The organism is Cryobacterium sp. Hh38, from assembly GCF_004403235.1.
Taxonomy (GTDB): domain Bacteria; phylum Actinomycetota; class Actinomycetes; order Actinomycetales; family Microbacteriaceae; genus Cryobacterium; species Cryobacterium levicorallinum.
The window spans coordinates 323,947-341,499 of sequence record NZ_SOHD01000042.1 but is presented as its reverse complement, the minus strand read 5'-3'; the positions used below and the strand labels follow the sequence as shown (position 1 = coordinate 341,499).

General features: G+C 61.2%; 12 protein-coding genes and 1 pseudogene. 7 read left to right on the top strand and 6 right to left on the bottom strand.

The window, feature by feature from the left end; all coding sequences use genetic code 11:
- Positions 1-186 precede the first annotated feature (186 nt).
- A complete protein-coding gene (locus E3T41_RS18040) occupies positions 187-327 on the top strand; it encodes a hypothetical protein (protein WP_166791595.1) in 141 nt (46 codons plus the stop codon).
- On the opposite strand, the gene E3T41_RS15700 is transcribed toward E3T41_RS18040, so the two are convergent.
- The 3 genes from E3T41_RS15700 to E3T41_RS15690 all read right to left on the bottom strand — a co-directional run bounded on the left by E3T41_RS15700 (position 324) and on the right by E3T41_RS15690 (position 5,060).
- Positions 324-659 carry a hypothetical protein gene (locus E3T41_RS15700; protein ID WP_166791594.1) on the bottom strand — a complete coding sequence of 112 codons (336 nt, stop codon included), beginning with the start codon at positions 657-659 and terminating at the stop codon, positions 324-326. The genes E3T41_RS18040 and E3T41_RS15700 overlap by 4 nt on opposite strands.
- A gap of 229 nt (positions 660-888) precedes the next feature.
- Complete coding sequence (locus E3T41_RS15695) at positions 889-4,002, bottom strand: DUF3427 domain-containing protein (RefSeq protein ID WP_134479383.1); 3,114 nt, start codon at positions 4,000-4,002, stop codon at positions 889-891.
- Positions 4,003-4,244: 242 nt separating this feature from the next.
- A complete protein-coding gene (locus E3T41_RS15690; RefSeq protein WP_134479320.1) occupies positions 4,245-5,060 on the bottom strand; it encodes a nuclease-related domain-containing protein in 816 nt (271 codons plus the stop codon).
- 59 nt (positions 5,061-5,119) lie between these two features.
- Between E3T41_RS15690 and E3T41_RS15685 the strand changes: the two genes are divergently transcribed.
- The 6 genes and pseudogenes from E3T41_RS15685 to E3T41_RS15665 form a co-directional block, all read left to right on the top strand.
- Positions 5,120-5,383 carry a hypothetical protein gene (locus E3T41_RS15685; RefSeq protein ID WP_134479319.1) on the top strand — a complete coding sequence of 88 codons (264 nt, stop codon included), beginning with the start codon at positions 5,120-5,122 and terminating at the stop codon, positions 5,381-5,383.
- A 6-nt stretch (positions 5,384-5,389) separates the two neighbouring features.
- On the top strand, positions 5,390-5,752 hold the full coding sequence (locus E3T41_RS15680) for a hypothetical protein (RefSeq protein WP_134479318.1): 363 nt from the start codon (positions 5,390-5,392) through the stop codon (positions 5,750-5,752).
- A 423-nt stretch (positions 5,753-6,175) separates the two neighbouring features.
- A complete protein-coding gene (locus tag E3T41_RS15675) occupies positions 6,176-12,145 on the top strand; it encodes an AAA domain-containing protein (protein ID WP_241991199.1) in 5,970 nt (1,989 codons plus the stop codon).
- Positions 12,146-12,986: 841 nt separating this feature from the next.
- The gene (locus tag E3T41_RS18035; protein WP_166791593.1) at positions 12,987-13,319 is read left to right on the top strand and encodes a hypothetical protein; all 333 of its coding nucleotides are present in this window, start codon (positions 12,987-12,989) and stop codon (positions 13,317-13,319) included.
- A gap of 235 nt (positions 13,320-13,554) precedes the next feature.
- Positions 13,555-14,382: a hypothetical protein gene (locus tag E3T41_RS15670; RefSeq protein ID WP_134479317.1), complete on the top strand. Its 828-nt coding sequence runs from the start codon at positions 13,555-13,557 to the stop codon at positions 14,380-14,382.
- Positions 14,383-14,435: 53 nt separating this feature from the next.
- Positions 14,436-14,693 (top strand): annotated as a pseudogene (locus E3T41_RS15665) (LysE family transporter); the annotation flags it as partial.
- A gap of 108 nt (positions 14,694-14,801) precedes the next feature.
- Here E3T41_RS15665 and E3T41_RS15660 read toward each other — a convergent pair.
- The 3 genes from E3T41_RS15660 to E3T41_RS15650 all read right to left on the bottom strand — a co-directional run bounded on the left by E3T41_RS15660 (position 14,802) and on the right by E3T41_RS15650 (position 17,552).
- Complete coding sequence (locus E3T41_RS15660; RefSeq protein WP_134479316.1) at positions 14,802-15,983, bottom strand: mandelate racemase/muconate lactonizing enzyme family protein; 1,182 nt, start codon at positions 15,981-15,983, stop codon at positions 14,802-14,804.
- On the bottom strand, positions 15,980-17,071 hold the full coding sequence (locus E3T41_RS15655; protein ID WP_174775305.1) for a tartrate dehydrogenase: 1,092 nt from the start codon (positions 17,069-17,071) through the stop codon (positions 15,980-15,982). Before E3T41_RS15655 ends, E3T41_RS15660 begins: the two co-directional genes overlap by 4 nt.
- A gap of 64 nt (positions 17,072-17,135) precedes the next feature.
- Positions 17,136-17,552, bottom strand: a complete 417-nt coding sequence (locus E3T41_RS15650; RefSeq protein WP_092448838.1) for a carboxymuconolactone decarboxylase family protein — start codon at positions 17,550-17,552, stop codon at positions 17,136-17,138.
- Position 17,553 lies beyond the last annotated feature (1 nt).

The following is a 17,553-nucleotide window of genomic DNA, read 5'->3' as shown; positions in this document are numbered from 1 at the left end:
AGGCGCAACCGCGGCCCACAGACGAGGGGCGTCAGCGATTGCGGCGGGGAATTCCACGTTGTCGAAGAATTCGCGGCACTCAGCCGTTTCTCGCCCGAGGTGGTTCTCGTTGTCAGCAATGACGACGTGCCGGTCATTCGACCAAGGGGCAATCGTCTCGGCAATGTCGGCAGACTGGGCGTCAATATGAGGGCGCACGACTTCGTCGTCGAGCAGTTGGCTGAACCCGATGGCAGCGTTGCGGTCCGCCCATTGGGTGCTGAATTCGGCGGTGATCCAGCCTTTGATCTGCAGGTGTTTCGCGAGCGCGACAGTGAAGCCGCTTAGCCAAGGCTCGCTCGGTGGGCCGCCGCATCGAACTCCGCGGTGCGCTGCCGAAGTTGCAGCGACTTAAGTGACTCGGCGAAGGCTCGTTCAAACGCGGCAGCGTCCTTCGAGCGGATGCCGTAGAGCCGACTCGCCCACTCCCCCACGTGCAGCTCGATCCCGCTCCAGAGCAGGCCGCGGGTGACGGTGACAATCTCGACGTCCTCGACCGCGGTCACGATAGGGACGCCGCCCAGGGTGACCGTGATGGTGTCGCCGTGGAGGGCGAGTTTCCAGTCGCCGGAGCTGGTGAGGGCCTTGCCCCAGGCGGACGGCTGCCAAGTCGGCGGCATGCTGGCTGTCCTCTCGCTAGCGCGACGCGCTCGATCCGATTGCATGACGCGGCTGAATGGCCGTGCATTCCAACAATCGTCTTGAGTGCGCGAGGCGGGCTTCAACCCGCACTCCGCACTCTAGTCGACACGTAGCCGGCCCGCGGCCCTCGGACAGGGCTGATTTAGGGAGGTTCTGGCGAATCAGAGCGCCACGGCCTTGATCCCCGCCGACAGGCCCGCAGGCCGCTCATCGCGGAACGGCGCTGGCGCTCACGTAGACGTCGGCGGGCATTTCTCGTTGGAGGCCCCAGGTAATGGCGATCGGTTTTTCGCCCTCATGCTTGAGGTAGTCCACGGGACCGAGACAGGTGTATGTACCGATTATACCCTCGTCGTCTCTGCCGCTGCGGCGGGTGAAAAGTAGGACGCTCGACCCGCCCGGCCGGCCATTGAGGTATCGACTTCCGGTCGCGCTCGCGACCGTCGTCGCATTTTGCGATTCCCAGTGGAACCGGGATGAGTTGAGGGCATAGTCGCGATACATCGTGTTGGGCGAGAAGTCCTTCTCGGACTTATGGAGCGTGACGAGCAGGGCATCCGTCGACGTCTCGGAGCACCACGCAACACCCTCACGGTGGCTGTCGACTCGTCCGCCAGTCTCCAAGTTCGCGTAGCCGAGCGCCGCCAGAATCTCCTCGCGCCGGTATGACGCGTGGCTGAACATGGGTACGTCCTCCAAGCCAGCGCCAAGAGCCAGCGGCACACGCCGAGATGCGTCGGCGCTAAAGGCCACGATCTGTTGAATCTCCGAGCACACCGCTGATGTGGCCCGAAGTTGAACTAGAGCCGCCTCATAGGATGCGAACTTATTGCCGTCGGGCCACAGAGTGAAGACGAGCATGCGCGCATACCGCTGTTCCCGTGTCGACAGCTCCACGTAAGGCGGGCACCCCGGCGTTGACAGGCGCGTGTAGGCATCCGCTCGCTCGGGGTCGTCGACGTGAACGAGGGCAGCCATTCGTTTGAGAAGCGCCTCCTCGACAGCAGACCTGACCGTGTCGTCATCAGTCGGCCCGCTCAGACCGGCTTCGCGGGACAAGTCGGTCCAGGTCCACTTACTGTAAATCTCGCGAATGCCCCGCTCGGCGTCTTCGAGGTACTCCGCGAGCAGGTACTCGTGTGCTGACGGTCGGGTCGCTGCGTGTGAGCGGATGTCCGCCACGACGTCCTTCTTGAACTTGAGTTGGGAGCTGATGCTCTCCAGCACGACTTTGCGCGCGACCCGGTCGAGAACGAGCTGCGACCCCGAGGGCAGAAAAGGGAATCCTGCTGCGGCTTCGCGCTTGAGGCGGCTGCGGCCAAAACCCGTCAATGCCCGATAGCGCGTATCGAGACGATATTCACGCCGGTGCTGCCCAATGTAGTCCAGCACGGTCAAGACGGCCTTGCCGTGCGCACGCCGCAATCCACGCCCGAGCTGTTGCAGGAAAATCGTCGCGCTCTGAGTAGGGCGCAACATCAGGATCGTGTCCACGACCGGTATATCGAGGCCCTCATTGAGCACGTCGACCGCGAAAATGCAATTGATCTCGCCATTGCGCAGGCGGCGCAGGGAGTCCTCGCGCTCCGCAGACGGGGTCGCACCGGTGACGAACGTCGATGTGATGTTCGCCTCGTTGAATTTGCGTGACATGTACGCGGCGTGGGCCACCGAAACGCAGAATCCAAGTGCCCGCATCTGGCGGACATCCGTCACTTTGTCGGCCAGCGTAACCAGAATCTTGGCCGTTCGGGCGTCGTTACCGGTATAAACGGCGTCGAGACCAGCATCGCTGTAACTTCCACGCTTCCATTCAACAGAGGTGAGATCCACGTCGTCGGAGATGCCGAAGTAATGGAACGGGACCAGAATGTCTGCTTCAAGGGCATCCCACAGCCGGAGTTCGGCTGCGGCACGACCCGCAAAGAAGTCATTCTTAACGTCGACGCCATCGGCTCGCTCAGGAGTTGCGGTCAGGCCGAGCAATTCCTTGGGCTTAAGGTGTTCCAGGAGTCGGCGGTAGGTCTTGGCGTCCGCGTGGTGGAACTCGTCGATGACGACAACGTCGAAATGCTGAGGGTCGATATTATCGACCCCGTAGGAAGTCAGGGACTGCACGCTCGCGAAGACGTGGTTCCAACGCTCCGGCTTATCGCCACCGACGAAGAGCTCGCCGAAGGTGCCGTCCATGGGGATTTGGCGGAAGACCCGCTGTGATTGTTGAAGGATCTCCTGCCTGTGTGCAACGAACAAAATCTTCAGGTCTGCGCCTTGAGTCCGAAGCAGATTCTGATAATCGAGCCCGGCGACAATTGTCTTTCCGGTGCCGGTCGCGGCAATGATCAGATTTCGGTGATGGCCGTGCACGTTGCGCTCGGCCTCGAGCGATTCGAGCATTGCCTGCTGGTACGGGTACGGTCGGACTTCGATGTTTGAAAGGTCGACGGAATCGCCGCGGCCATAGTTGGCGCTTCGTCCGAGGGCTTTGTCGAGGCGTTCGGAATCACGGCTCGGATCGTAATTCTCGAACGACGGGTCGTTCCAATAACTGTCGAATGTTGCCGAGAATTTGTGGATTAGTGCCGGCGTGCTGATCTGCGACAGCCGCACGTTCCACTCCAGCCCGTCAATGAGGGCTGAATGGGACAGGTTGGAACTCCCGACGTACGCGGTGTTGAAGCCGGTCTTCCGCCGAAAAAGCCACGCCTTGGCGTGCAAACGTGTGGACTGGGTCTCATAGTTGACTTGCACTTCGGCGCCATATTTGGCTACGAGCTTGTCCAGCGCCTTGCGTTCGGTCGCGCCGACGTAGGTCGTCGTGATGACTCGGAAGGGTATTTCGCGATCGTGCAGTTCGATGAGCGCATCTTCGAGAACACGGATGCCGTGCCAGCGCACGAAAGCACAAAGAAGGTCGACTTCATCCGCGCTCGCGAGCTCGGCCCGTAGTTCAGCGCCAAGACTGGGCTCGTCTCGAGCATTGGTTAGAAGGGCTGAATCGCTCAGCGCCGTCGACGGGCGCTCGATCGCTTTTGCGTCGGTATGGGGAGCACTCAGCTGGAGCAGCTGAAGCAACTCCCCGGCTTCAAAGGATTCATCGGATTGGAGTTCGGCAAGCACACGGTTGACGAGCGCAACACGATCTGCCGGATTGATCCCGGTCAGCGCCCGACGGGCGGCATGAGCGATGAACCGGGCCAGAAACTCCGGAGCTTCCGCGTCGTCGACCTTGTCGGTCGTTTTGTGGGCGGATTCGTCACGGGCTGCCAGTTCCCTCGTGAGAGAACCGGTGAGCAGCGACTCGTAGAGCCCGAAGGGCATCGGCTCGGTCACTGGGTAATTTTCCGACGACCCGCGAGGTCTACCGGTGCAGGCTCGTGGTCGCGGCTCGTTCTCGTACGCGCACTTCTCATGTCGGCATCCCCCAAGAATTTCTTCAGCCCGCTACATCTGCCTACGACCATAGCAACGACCAGGCATTGGCCTCTGTCTAGCCCAACTCTGGTATCCGGGCGCCCTCTTTCAGTTCCGTTGCTGGTACAAATTCAGGTTTCTTTGAGGCATCAGAAATTTCTCATGACGTATTCCGCCAGCGCTATTAGCTGTGGAAGGACAACGAAGACTCCGATAGCGGCCACGGTCGCGATGCTGAGCAGCTTCCAGCTGATGCGCCGAATGCGCGCCGATCGAAACTCGCCGTCCAGCTTCATGTATTGCGCCATCAGACTCGGGGTCGGCGGGGACGTGGAGGCAGACCAGGTAGCTGGCGCATCGACGATCGCAGCGAGCTCGACAATTTCGGCTTCGGCGAGGACCACGGGCCGTTTCAGAAGCCAACGCCGCAAGTTGTTCGCATCCATGACATCGACCCCGCCGGGCTGTTTCTTGATCGTGATCGACGCGGGGCTGACCAGCGCGATCACGGCCTGCGCGGGAGGGAACTGCGGCATCCGTTCTCGGAGCATTTTGGTAACGCGAGTGGCCTCGAATTTGGAGTTGCGAATGTACGGCTGCGTCTGGCCGTTGACTTGGAACGAACCTCCGGCGACCCAGATCTTTTTGCCTCGGTGGTGCTTGGTGTTGATGGTGCAGATTCCGCCCGGGCCGAGCACGAGGTGGTCGATGTCGGCGCCGGCGGTGCCAATGGGGAGAGCGTGGAAGACTCGCCACTCGGGCGGGAGCCGGCTGAGAATCCTGCCGACCTCGATCTCGCCCAAGGCGCCGAGGTACCAGGAGACGCTGTCGGCGGTCAGCGGGGAGTATCCCCAGAACCGGGCAAACGCGGAGCGCGGCGGCACTGACTGCTGCTGGCGTAGCAATTCTTCGATGGCGGATTGGGCGGCGACACGCTCGCGCATGCCCGGTACTTGTGCTGTCATACATCCCCGATTGTTGAGTGCCAATCTAACGGCTGCGGCGCCACCGCTAGGCTCCGAAGATGGCAGACGCAATTGAATGGTTAGTTCCACCCGTGCTGAAAGCCCTCACCGGCCAGCTGAAATTTCTCGGGCTACCCGAGGCCAGGGTGGAAGACTTCTGGCAGTTTGCTCTCGGCGATCTGCGCATGAACAATGCCCGCGGATATCTGGCCGAATATCTCGTGGGCACGGCTCTTGGCATCAAAAAGCTACAACGCATTGAGTGGAATGCGTACGACCTCTTGATGAGCGACATCACGATTGAGGTGAAGTCATCGGCGTAACTGCAGTTGTGGGATCAGAAGAGGCTGAGCACGCTGAAATTTTCGGGTCTGCAAGGCACGCGGTTCAATCCGCACGCACCGGGTGAAGGTGGAGATCCCCTGGGGCGACGTCTGAATGCCGTGGTCTACGTCTTCTGCGTGCAGACGGCGACTGAGCATGATTTGTACGACCAGCTTGATGTGGCCCAGTGGACGTTTTATGTGGTGTCTCGGAGCGACCTTGCCATGACCGGATTAAAGAGTCTCGGGATCGCGCGCGTGGAATTGTTGTCGGGCGGCGCGACCGCCTGGGAGAATCTGAAAGCGGCGGTCACCGCTGCAGCGGTTGGTCAGGGGCGCGAGGATGACGGCGATTGGTGGACCGCATAGGTCTATCGGTGCCGACGTCGAATTGGTCCGTAGGTGCGGTCCAACACCAAGACTGTCCCGACGAGTGCGAAAGCAGTTGGCTAAGACCCGAAATCGTGCATCCCGTACTGGGCAACGCGCTCACCAAGCTGGTTATCCAGGCACAGAAATGGGATCCCGCGCTGTTGCAGTCACGACTGCAGGAGCTCCTCACGTAGCCATTTAGAGGGCGGCAGCTCGGCTGCCCCAAACGTTGAACAGACCGTTGACCAATGCCACGGCTGGGTGGCAAGATCAGCAACAGACGATTAGTAAACTGACCGATAGCACCTGTGTGGCCCCGACCTGGAGCCCTTGGGAAATGGCGAGCTCATGTTGAGCCCGCGTTGTGCCAATGGGGGGTGCGTTTCTGTGCTTGAGTCCGGTAGCTCTGATCCAATTCTGTTGAAGAAGGCCATTCAGCTGTTCAGCTTTCTTGGCAGCGCGCAGAGGCTGAAAGAGCGGCCCGTCTACAGAACTGAAAATTTCGAGAGCTGCTCCTGGTTCGATTCTTTTCCATCCCACCCCGCCATCAGCCTGGGCGCACCGGACGAAGACTCGCCAGGCAACGGGATCATCGCATCGTTCAAGCGCGTGCCACATCTCGTTCCTCCTGAGCCGGGTGACGAGGTGATCAGATGGATAGAGGGCCATTGCACGGACCCCGCCAACCGTCCGAGGATTCGCAACACGATCTACTCCACCTCGGCCCAAGAGAGTGACGACGTCACCCCGCTGATTGAGGATTACTCCGAACACGAGGCCGACGAGGAATCCGCACATGCGGAGTCAATGAACCGCATCGGTACCCGCGCGATCAGTCTCAAAGACCGTCCAGAGGAGCAGACACTTCTTGACACCTGGGCTGCCGAGTGGGACCTCTGGGCTGCGCAGGAATTGCGAAACCGCCCCGCACGGGAGCTTTACGGCTCGATGTTCTCGACGATGGAAAAGGTCGGGAATCACGGTGACGAGTTCGAAGTCGTGCTCGGGATGGTCTGCCTCGCGTGGACCCCTGAAGAACACGAGCCTGTCAGCCGACATCTCCTCACTGCTCCCGTGAGCTTCGAGTGTGACGACGAGACTGGTGAAATCGTCATTGTCCACGACGATTCGCGCGACCCCCTCGCCGTCGAGGTCGACATGCTCGACGCGCGGCTCATCACCAATCCGGAATCCATCGACGAAGTGAAGTCGCTCGCGCGGGCCTTCAGCGGGCATCCGCTAGATCGGAGCGCGGTCGGCGCGATCGCTCGACGGCTCGTCCACCGTCTTGATGCAGAGGCGGAATATGACGAGGAGGCGTTCGCTCGGCCCCAGAGCAAGACACCGAAGGCAGCATTCGCCCCGGCAATCGTTCTGCGTCAGCGTTCTCAGCGCGGTATTGTCGATATCTACGAACGGATCGTCGCACACCTCACCGAATCAGGACAGGTTCCCGACGGCGTCCTTCCGTTGATTGACCCGAATCATCGGCCAGCGGCTTCTCCGGATGTATCCGAGGGTGCCGTCGTTGCACTCGGTACTGACACCTACCTGCCATTACCGGTCAATGAGAAACAACTCCAGGTCATCGAGCACGTCGATCGATTCGCTCAGACATTGGTTCAGGGCCCGCCCGGCACGGGAAAAACCCACACGGCCGCTGCACTGGTATCGCATCTCCTAGCGCAGGGCAAGAGGGTCTTGATCACTGCTCAGACGGATCAGGCTCTCAAGGAGGTGCGTGACAAGCTCCCCCACGACATTCGGCCGCTCGCTGTTTCTGTGATCGGTCAGTCTCGGTCTGACATGTCCGATCTGAAGGTTGCCGTCGAGCGCATTTCGACGAATGCGTCTGAACATGACCCGCGCGCTTCTACAAAACGTATCGAGGCCCTCACCCGCGAAATCGATGTCTTGTATCGAAAGCGCGCAAGCGCATACTCAGAAATGGTCATGGCCCGTGTATCGGAAGTGACTTCCAACGAGCATGCCCGTTATGAAGGGACCCTCGCTGCGATAGCTCGGCAGCACCAAACCGCTAAGCCACTGCATGGCTGGATCAGGGCGTATGAGCCACTTGCCGCCGCGACATCCGCACCGCTTTCGAATGAATCGGCATCAACGTGGCTCCGCCTCCTCAACGATGACGAGCTGATGGGCGACGAGGACGAATCCCAGCTCCAGCTCATCGGCATCACGGATATCCCCGATGGCGAGACGTTCAGTGCGCAAACGCAGCTAGAACGAGATGCTGCGGGTCGAGCACAGGAGCATGAGCATCTAATTGCTCACGTCGCGTTTCAGGCCGTGAGCGAACTCCCAGGCGGAACCCGGACCGAGCTTCAGGATCGAATGCGTCAAGTCTCCAGCGTCGCTCAATCCCTGGAAAGCCGTCGTGAAAGCTGGATGAGCCAGGCTCTGACCGACGTTCGAACGGGACGGGCCTCAATCTGGGATGCTCGCGCACGCGAAGTCGAGCAGCTCCTGGCTCAGGTGATGCCGCTACTCAGCGAAATTGGGTCGACGTCGCAGATCCAAGTCAGTAGCGGCGAGCACGCGGTCCATAAGGGTCAGGCATTGACCCTCCTCGCATATCTGGTAGATGGCGGTAAAATCAAGATTCAGCCTGATGGAACCCCTAGGATCGGCGCTTTCACTGGCAAGGCGATCAAAAACGCCGAATCATTCTTCACTGCAGTTCGGGTCGACGGACTTCCCGCAACAGCCCCTGCAGCAATCCAACTGTTTCTGACGTGGGTTGAGGCTGACAATACGATCGATGCGCTCGATCGAGCCTGGCCAGCTAACGTCGTCATTCCACCTGAAGACACGCTGCGGGAACGAGCGCAGTGGCATCAGACCGAGCTTGAGCAGTTGCGAAAGGTCGTGGCCCTCGGCCGGCAGCTCGACATAGACGCTCGCTGGCTCGATGAACTTGAAATACCGGTGCCCAGCTGGACCGACCTGGGAGAGATCAAGACCTACGCGTCCATGGTGGAGGCCGCTGCCGCGGGCGAAGACTGGGCCGGTGCCACGCTGCCGATTAGGGAGCTTGAGTCCCGGATCGAGGCACTCACGCGCTTGGGAACGTCAGCGCCTGCAGTCCAGACCCTATTGGAAGCCGTGCGCACCCGCAACGAGAGCCTGTATTCGGCAACGCGCAACCGCTTGGGTCGACTGCACCTAGCCCACGACCTCGTGCAAACACGGGATAACTTAGGTCGGCAGCTTCGGAAAGCCGCTCCGGATCTCTTTCACGCGGTCAAGGCCAGCCGTGCGACTCCCGAATGGCGCACGCAGTTCGGCTCTTTCTCCGAAGCTTGGGACTGGATGACGACGGGGACCTGGATTCTTAACCAGGACTCCATAGACGTCAATGTACTTCAAACCCAGATGAATCTGATCGACGGCCGCATCGGCCACAAAGTCGAGGCCCTCGCAGCCGAACGAGCCTGGAACCACGCAGTTTCCACCGATCGGATTGACGGAAGCTCCAGGGCAGCGCTCACTCAGTATGCGCAACTCGTGCAGCGACTGGGCAAGGGGACAGGCAAATACGCCGACGCGCGACGCAAGGAGATCCGCGACGCCATGGATCGCTGCCGATCCTCTGTGCCGGTGTGGATCATGCCCACCTATCGCATTGCAGAACAATTGCGCGTTGAGCCGAACATGTTTGACGTCGTCATTGTGGACGAGGCCTCGCAGGCTGGGCTGGATGCCACCTTCCTTCAATACCTCGCGCCTCGGATAGTCGTAATCGGTGATGACAAGCAGGTGTCACCCACGGCAGTCGGCACCGATCAGCAGAAACTCAGGGATCTCGCTCACCAATACATTGCCGGTGACCCGTACATCGCCTCCTGGCAGGACCCACAACGGAGCCTGTTCGATGAGGCGAAGATGCGATTCGGAGGGCTCATCACCCTCGTCGAGCACCGCCGATGCGTCCCCGAAATCATCGGGTTCTCCAACCGCATCGCCTATGAACCGGACGGCATCCGTCTAATCCCGGTGCGTCAGTATGGCGCAGATCGCCTCGAACCGATTAGACCGGTTCACGTGACCGACGGCTACGAGCAGGGCAAGATCAATCCCGCTGAAGCCGAGGCGATCGTCGAGCAGATCGTCGCGTGCATCGCTGATCCCCGCTACGACGGCAAGTCCTTCGGGGTTATCTCTCTGCTGGGCAAGGACCAATCGAACTACATCAGCAACCTCCTCCTGGATCGAATCGGGCCTGATGAATGGTTCAGCCGCGATCTTCGTTGCGGCGACGCCCCTGACTTCCAAGGGTCAGAGCGCGACGTGATTTTCCTTTCGATGGTCAAGGCGCCGATGGCTGACAAGCGGATCGGTGCGCTCACCCAGAACATGTACGTGCAACGGTTCAACGTCGCGGCGTCCCGCGCGAAGGATCAGCTCTGGGTGTTTCACTCGATGAGCCTGAGTGATCTTGGGAACCCAGAAGACATGCGCTTCGCGCTCCTCGACTATTGCTACGGAGTCCTTGGCCGAAGCGACAATCCGGATGAGCTGGCACTGAGCGAGGTGGTTCCCGAGGATCTGATCGTGGATCCCTTTGACTCGCTGTTCGAACAACGGGTATTCAACCGTTTAATCGACCGCGGCCTCACGGTGATCCCGCAGTTCGACTCAAACGGATACCGCATCGACCTTGTGGTGGTCGGGGGCAAGAACCGACTCGCCATTGAGTGTGACGGCGACCACTGGCATGGGCCCGAACAGTACGAAAAGGACCTGGCACGTCAACGCGACCTGGAAAGATGCGGCTGGACGTTCTTCCGCATTCGGGAGTCCAGTTTCTACGTCGACACAAACGCAGTTCTCGCCAAGCTCTGGGCGAAACTTGAGGAGATGGGTATTAGGCCCTCGTCGTGGGTCGAAGAAGTCAACACCGCCATCGGGCGGGGAGAGTCCAACACTGATCAGTTGAAAGGGAACTTCACGAAAATCCAGATGGATTCGAGCGACGAATCCAATGGCCGCGCGAGATCGATGGACGAACCCACCGACGATGAACGCCGGGTCAGAGCCGATCCCGACCCAGCAGAAGCGCCGGAAGACCTCCTCCGTGCAGCCGCCTCTGAGGACGTTGGTCGAGTGGTTCCCCGTCAGGCTACCTCGCCCGCCTTAAAACTGGATTACTATGAGGAATTCACCAGTTGTCTCCCTCCAGCCTCGACAGCGACAGCTGACGACGTTATCGCAGGCATCCTTCAAATCGTTGAATGCGAAGGCCCAATTGTCGGCCATCGGATTCATGACGTGTACGTTGGAGCGTCAGGCGGCCGGAGAGTGGGCAGCGAGCTGGCGCGGACATTGAATCAAGCCGTGACCACAGCTGTCAAGACGGGTCAACTTATCGCAGACAATCCACTTGGGGAAGCAGGCGTCAAACCCAAGACCTTTAGATTGCCCGGGCAACCCGTCGTTCGACTTCGAGACGTGGGGCCTCGGCCGATCGATCACATGCCACCGTCTGAAACTGCGGCTTTAATGACGCGCCTTGCAAAGCTGTACGGCTGCGAAGGCGAAGCGCTCATGAGAGCGACACTCGAGGAACTGGGCCTGAAGCGCCTAACGTCCAACGTCCAAGAACGGCTTTCGGACATCATGTCTTTGGTCGACGATGACAACGAGATGGACTGGCCGGACGAGCCGGACGATCCGGAGGAGCCGGACGAATCAGACGAAGCAGATGAATTGCGTCTAAGCGCGGAGTCTCTCAAAACGGAAGAATTGCTGAAGAAGAGAACAGCGGGGGCGCTCAAGGCTCTTGAACGCCTTCATGACAGGTCGTCTGAGTTGAATGCGGAGCTGAACTCCGCCCCTTCCGTGTTTGAACAGAAAGCCATTGCCCTGCGACGCGTGGAGCATAACTCCAAAGTTCAGGCGGCCGTCGAAGAGTTCCAGCAATTGCAGATGGCCTCGCTCAACAAGACCACCAAGAGGGAAAGAAGGCTTGTGCGTGAGGAGGCGGCTTACCTCAAGAAAGCTGAGCTGGAAGACAACTTGCTCATCGAGGAGGCCAGAGTCGAAGAAGCTCACTTTCTGGAGGAGAACGAGCGAGACGAAATCCGGTTGTTTGGGACTGCCAGCCAAGATATTGCCTTAGCGCTCGAGGGTCTTTCCCTCAAAGAAGTGAAACTCGAGGGAGCTCGCCTTCTGAAGGAGTCGAAGAGGAGACAAGCGCTGTTGCTTGAGGAGACCAAACGTGAGAACGCGATGTTAATCCAGGAAGCCAATGGAAGGCTTGCTGAGGCAAGGCGCCAGGCGGCGCTTTCGGGGGATGAGTCCAAACGCCGACTCCAGGAGTCCAGGCGCAGGCTCGACGAGGTGAAGCGCGAAACGCGTCGCGGCTACTGACGCTCCGCGAGTGAAGTCTTGTCACCACGGAGCGCTTCCGTGCAGTCTCCCGCATCCCGAATCACAGATCGCCATGTCCTGCACTGGGTGTTCGTAATCCACCCGCTCGACCGACGAACTCACCGCAAGCTTCTCCCCGGGTACGCCGCCATCAACGGCCTCTCGCACCCTTCGCGGTAGATGTCGATGTGGACCCCACTTATTCGGCGGATCTCCGAGCAGCGCGTCGTGCAGGACATCGTGGAGGAATGTCCAAACGAAAAGTTGGACGCCTCGCGCAGTACCCGCCGGCTTTTCGCCGGGTTCTAGTCTCCTTCACTTTCCAACTACGTGATATCGGTGCCGCCCGGTGAACCATTGGCCGGTACTACTCGAGCGCCGGAAGGTACCCAAGATACCAACCGGTCTGACGATAACGTCGACTCGCCAGAAACTTTGACCGATGTCAGGCAATTTCTTCGCTTTCTTCTGCAGCTCGAAGTACCAGGCGTCCATGGTGTTCGTCAGAAATACGGCCCGTCGGTCGCTGCGTGAAAGCACCGAAATCGTCGAAGTCGGGTCGGGCTCCTTGCCCTTCCGGAGTGGCCGGTCAATTGCAGTGGATCCGCCCCTCCTTGAAAGCACTTCGATCCCGACTGCTCCGAGACCGCTTGGACCTCGCTGAGCTCGTATTCCAGCGAGATTGGGCCGCTGTCCCAGCCTTGCCCGGTGAGCCGGACGGGGGCTTCGAGGGCCAGCCGCTAAAATCATCGAACTGGCGGTTGACACTCTGCGTGCGTCGTATCGCGCCGCTCTCGACCCCGAGCGGCCTCTCGGCCCGGAATTCACGCTACCCGAGCTGTTGCGGCTGCACTCCGCGATCGCGGGCGAACCTATCGGCAAGGACACGTTCCGCCGGTGGGTACTGGGCCAGCTCATTGAAACTGATGCTTACAAGCCCGGCCTGATCGGCAAGCCGCGAAGCTGTTTCGGCACGCGGAGCCCTGAACCGCCCGACCAACCGAGTCGTGGTCATGTCGGGGCCGACTCCGGCGGGATGCTGCCAGTCGAACTTGGGAGATACACAAGGGTGGTCTTCTACTACCGAAAGCGCCTGCTGGCTACCGGGCTCATCGAACGCGCGGGGTACGGCAAAGCGGCCTGCGCCATACCGGTCTACGGGAACGCCGATTGACTCGCGTCCCTGACCGCCCTGCATCTGTTGACATTTTATTGTCAATCACTCTATTCACGATCTGTTGCTCCCCGCCGTCCTCACAGATTGGCGGGGCTTTTTTTACGTCGGGATGGGTCAGATACAGCGGCGCTCGGCGTCGGAGCGCTTGTCGTCGGATTGCGGGACGACTGGGAGGCTTTGCTCAGGCGCGGCTAGGCACAATAGAAACCCCAGCCAAACCGAAGGGCCCCCAATGAGCAATTTCCAGCGCATTCTGAGCATGGCAGCAAAAGCCCTTGAACAGAAAGGGCAGCCGTCCTCCGGCGGGTCAGGCAAGACGGATTGGCGCGAGATGGTGCGCACCGCAGCCGACAAGGTCACCGGAGGCAGCAAGCCCCCGGCGAACAACGTGCAGCGCAGCGCCGCTCCCATTGCTGGTTCGAACGTGAACGCCCAAGACCGCGCGGCCATCGCCCGTTACGACTACCTGCTGCAGACCGCGCAGCCGCAGCAGCTCGAGCAGGTTCACCGCGACGCGTTCGCGCGGCTCACGCCGGCGCAACGCGACGAGGTCAACGCTCAGTTGCGCGCAGAGCTGCCCGCCAACGAATATCCGGCATCGACCAGCCCGGACGACTTGGCCCGATCGGCCACCCGCGGCGAAGCCCAGAATCCCGGCTTCCTGAAGAAACTGTTCGCCAAACCGTCCGGCCGAGGAGCTGCCGGCGCACTTGCCGGAGCGGGTGTCGCCGCTGTCGGGATCGGTGCCGGCGGGCTACTCGCCGCCATCGCCGGTGGCGCGGTGCTCAGCACTGTGGCCGGGCCCCTCCTTGAACAGGCGGCGGGATTGGGCGTCGATTTTGAGAGCCTCGCCGGCGGACTCGACGGCGTCACCGGCAGTCTCGAGGGCGTCACCGGCGGACTCGACGGCATCACCGGCGGTCTCGAGGGAGTCACCCAGGGCGTCACCGACGGGGCGGGCGAGTACGCGACCGGCCTCGGCGAGCAGGTGTCCGATCTGGGGTCGAACTTTGAGATCCCCGGTCTCTCAGCACTCGGCAACCTGTTTGGCCGCGACTAGGCAGTACCGCCGAAGGCGGCTTCGCTAGCAGCCGGCCGGGACTTGGCCGGGGTCTCAACCCCAAGGCTCTCGTCTTCTTCCTCGCGTTCATGCCGCAGTTCATCCAGCCGGAACAGCCGCCGCGCCCCCAATATCTCGCACTGACCGTCAGCGTAGTACTGATCGACATCGTCGTGATGTGGCTGTTCTTCGCGGTGGCGGCGAGATCGTTCCAGCGCTTCACGAACACCACTCGCGGCCAGCTCATTCTCAACCGCACGTTCGGCCTGCTGTTCATATCCGTCGCGCTGCTGCTGGCGCTGGTGCACTGAGCGGGTTTACCCGGGCGCGCCTGACCATCAGCGCTCTCGGAATGAGCCAGCCGGTCGTCGTCGGGTCCCCCCGCGGATCGCCGAGCAAGCCTCCGCCCGACCGGTTCCCTACAACGCGAGCGCAGGCTCCCCCAGCGCCCGCATGACCGAGTACAGGTCGGCTTTTCCCTCGAAGCCGATCCCGGGCAGGTTCGGCATCGTGATGAAGCCGTTTACTACTTCCGATCCATCAGGAAAACCGCCGAAGGGCTGGAACAGGTCGGGATAGCTCTCGTTGCCACCGAGGCCGAGGCCGGCCGCGATGTTGAGGGACATCTGGTGGCCGCCGTGCGGGATGCAGCGCGAGCGGGACCATCCGTTCTGCTCGAGCATATTGAGGGTGCGCAGGTATTCCACGAGCCCGTAACTGAGCGCGCAGTCGAACTGCAGCCAGTCTTTCTCGGGTCGCAGGCCTCCGTAGCGAATGAGGTTGCGGGCGTCCTGCATGGAGAACAGGTTCTCGCCGGTAGCGATGGGCTTGTCACATGCGGCGGCAACCGCCGCCTGCGCCTCGAAGTCTAGGGGATCGACGGGCTCTTCGTACCAGAACAGGTCGTACTGCGAGAGCGCCCGAGCGTATTCCACGGCGGTCGCCTGGTCGAAACGACCGTTGGCGTCTACGGCCAGCCGCTGATGCGGTTCAAGCATGCCCAGCACGGCTTCGATGCGCTGCAGGTCGTCGGCAAGCGGCGCTCCGCCGATCTTGGCCTTCACTACGGTGTAGCCGCGGTCGAAATAGCTCTGCATCTCATCGGTCAGGCCGGTGAGGCCGCGCCCGGGCTGGTAGTAGCCGCCGGCGGCGTAGACGAAGACCTCACGGTTGGGCGTTCCCGTACCGAAACGCTCGGCCAGCAGCTGAAACAGCGGCTTCTCCTCGATCTTGGCCACGGCATCCCAGACGGCCATGTCAACCGCGCCCACCGCGACGGATCGCTCACCATGCCCGCCGGGCTTTTCGTTGGCCATCAGGGTGTTCCAGATGCGTTCCGGTTCGAAGTTGTCGCGCACCGGGTCGAGCAGGTCGACCGGGTCGGCCTCGAGCAGGCGCGGCAACAGACGCTCGCGAATGATGGCACCCTGGCCGTAACGCCCGTTGGAGTTGAAGCCATAGCCCACGACCGAGCGGCCATCGCGCACGACGTCGGTGACAACGGCGACCACGCTCAGGGTCATCTTGCTGAAGTCGATGAAGGCGTTGCGAATCGGCGAGCTGATCGGCATGGTTTCTTCGCGTACGTCGACGATTCTCATCGCAGCACAGCCTCGGCGGTCACGGTAGCGAATGCATCGGCGAGGGCGTCGGAAACCTCTTCGGTGGTGGCGCGTCCGCCGAGATCGGGAGTGCGCACATCCGTTTCGAGCAGCACGTGGCCCATGGTGTCGACGAGCGCGGCGCCCGCTTCGGGGTGGCCGAGGTGGTCGAGCATCATCGACGCCGCCCAGACCTGACCGAGCGGGTTGGCCTTTCCTTGACCGGCAATGTCCGGTGCCGAGCCGTGCACCGGCTCGAACATCGAGGGGAACTCGCCCTCGGGGTTGAGGTTGGCCGAGGGCGCGATGCCGATGCTGCCGATGATGGCCGCGCCGAGGTCGGTGAGAATGTCGCCGAACAGGTTGGAGGCCACAATTACGTCGAAGCGGCCCGGGTCCAGCACGAACAAGGCTGCGAGGGCGTCAATGTGGTATTCCGAGATCTCCAGCAACGGATGCTCCTGCCCGAGTTCGCGCAGAATCTCGTCCCAGAACGGCATGGTGTGAATGATGCCGTTGGACTTGGTGGCGCTGGCGAGTCGTCCCTCGCGCTGTTCGGCGAGGTTGATGGCATAGTTCATGGCTCGGGTCACGCCGAATCGGGTGAAGATCGATTCTTGAATAGCGACCTCCTGCGGCAGGCCGCGGTAGAGGCGACCGCCGCTTTCGGAGTACTCGCCCTCGTTGTTTTCGCGCACCACCTGAAAGTCGATGCCCCCGGCGGGCACCTTGCGCAGTGGGCTTTCAATGCCCGGGAGCAGCTTGATGGGACGCAGGTTGATGTATTGCTGGAAGGCGCGGCGGATGGGTATGAGCAGGCCCCACAGCGAGACGTGGTCTGGTACACCGGGAAACCCGACCGCGCCGAGCAAAATCTGGTCGCACTCGGCGAGCTGTTCGATGCCATCGGCGGGCATCATGGCGCCGGTGCGGGCGTAGTACTCGCAGCTCCAGTCAAAATTTTGCCATTCGAAGGCGAACCCGAAACGGTGGCCGGCCAGCTCGAGCAGGCGCTGTGCCGGGGGCATCACTTCGGTGCCGATTCCGTCGCCGGGAATGACGGCGATGCGGTGGGTGGGAATGGTCATGGGGTTACCTCCGAGTTTGGATAGTTCGTTTGGGAAGGGTGAAGATCTGAATGCGCCACATTTCTTAGGCGCCGGCGCCCGAACCACCCTCGTGCACGCTCACGGTCGGCTCGATGCCGTCGGCACCGACCACCTCGCGCCAGGCCTCGAACCCGCCCTGGAACGCTACGATTCCAGCCTCGGGCAGCGAGATCTCGATCGCTTCCAGAATCTCGGTCGCCGACACCCCGAGGTCCAGAGCCACCCTGATGTGGCTTTGGATGTGCCCCTTCGCCGCGCGCATCACCGTGAGGCTCACGATGAAGATGAGCTCCTTGGTGCGCCGGTCCAGGGTGCGCTGGTCGAGGTACGCGGCCGACACCAGGTGGTTCGCGGCCTGCAGCACTGGAAAATCCTGTTTCGCCATCACCTTGTGGTAATCGAGCACATAACCACGCTTGCGGGCCATCTCGTCGATGTAGTCCTGCGGGTTCTCAGACATG

Coding starts and splice junctions, on each gene's coding strand:
- E3T41_RS18040 (WP_166791595.1), top strand. CDS start 187: ATGAGGGCGCACGACTTCGTCGTCGAGCAGTTGGCTGAACCCGATGGC.
- E3T41_RS15700 (WP_166791594.1), bottom strand. CDS start 659: ATGCCGCCGACTTGGCAGCCGTCCGCCTGGGGCAAGGCCCTCACCAGC.
- E3T41_RS15695 (WP_134479383.1), bottom strand. CDS start 4,002: ATGCCCTTCGGGCTCTACGAGTCGCTGCTCACCGGTTCTCTCACGAGG.
- E3T41_RS15690 (WP_134479320.1), bottom strand. CDS start 5,060: ATGACAGCACAAGTACCGGGCATGCGCGAGCGTGTCGCCGCCCAATCC.
- E3T41_RS15685 (WP_134479319.1), top strand. CDS start 5,120: ATGGCAGACGCAATTGAATGGTTAGTTCCACCCGTGCTGAAAGCCCTC.
- E3T41_RS15670 (WP_134479317.1), top strand. CDS start 13,555: ATGAGCAATTTCCAGCGCATTCTGAGCATGGCAGCAAAAGCCCTTGAA.
- E3T41_RS15660 (WP_134479316.1), bottom strand. CDS start 15,983: ATGAGAATCGTCGACGTACGCGAAGAAACCATGCCGATCAGCTCGCCG.
- E3T41_RS15655 (WP_174775305.1), bottom strand. CDS start 17,071: ATGACCATTCCCACCCACCGCATCGCCGTCATTCCCGGCGACGGAATC.
- E3T41_RS15650 (WP_092448838.1), bottom strand. CDS start 17,552: ATGTCTGAGAACCCGCAGGACTACATCGACGAGATGGCCCGCAAGCGT.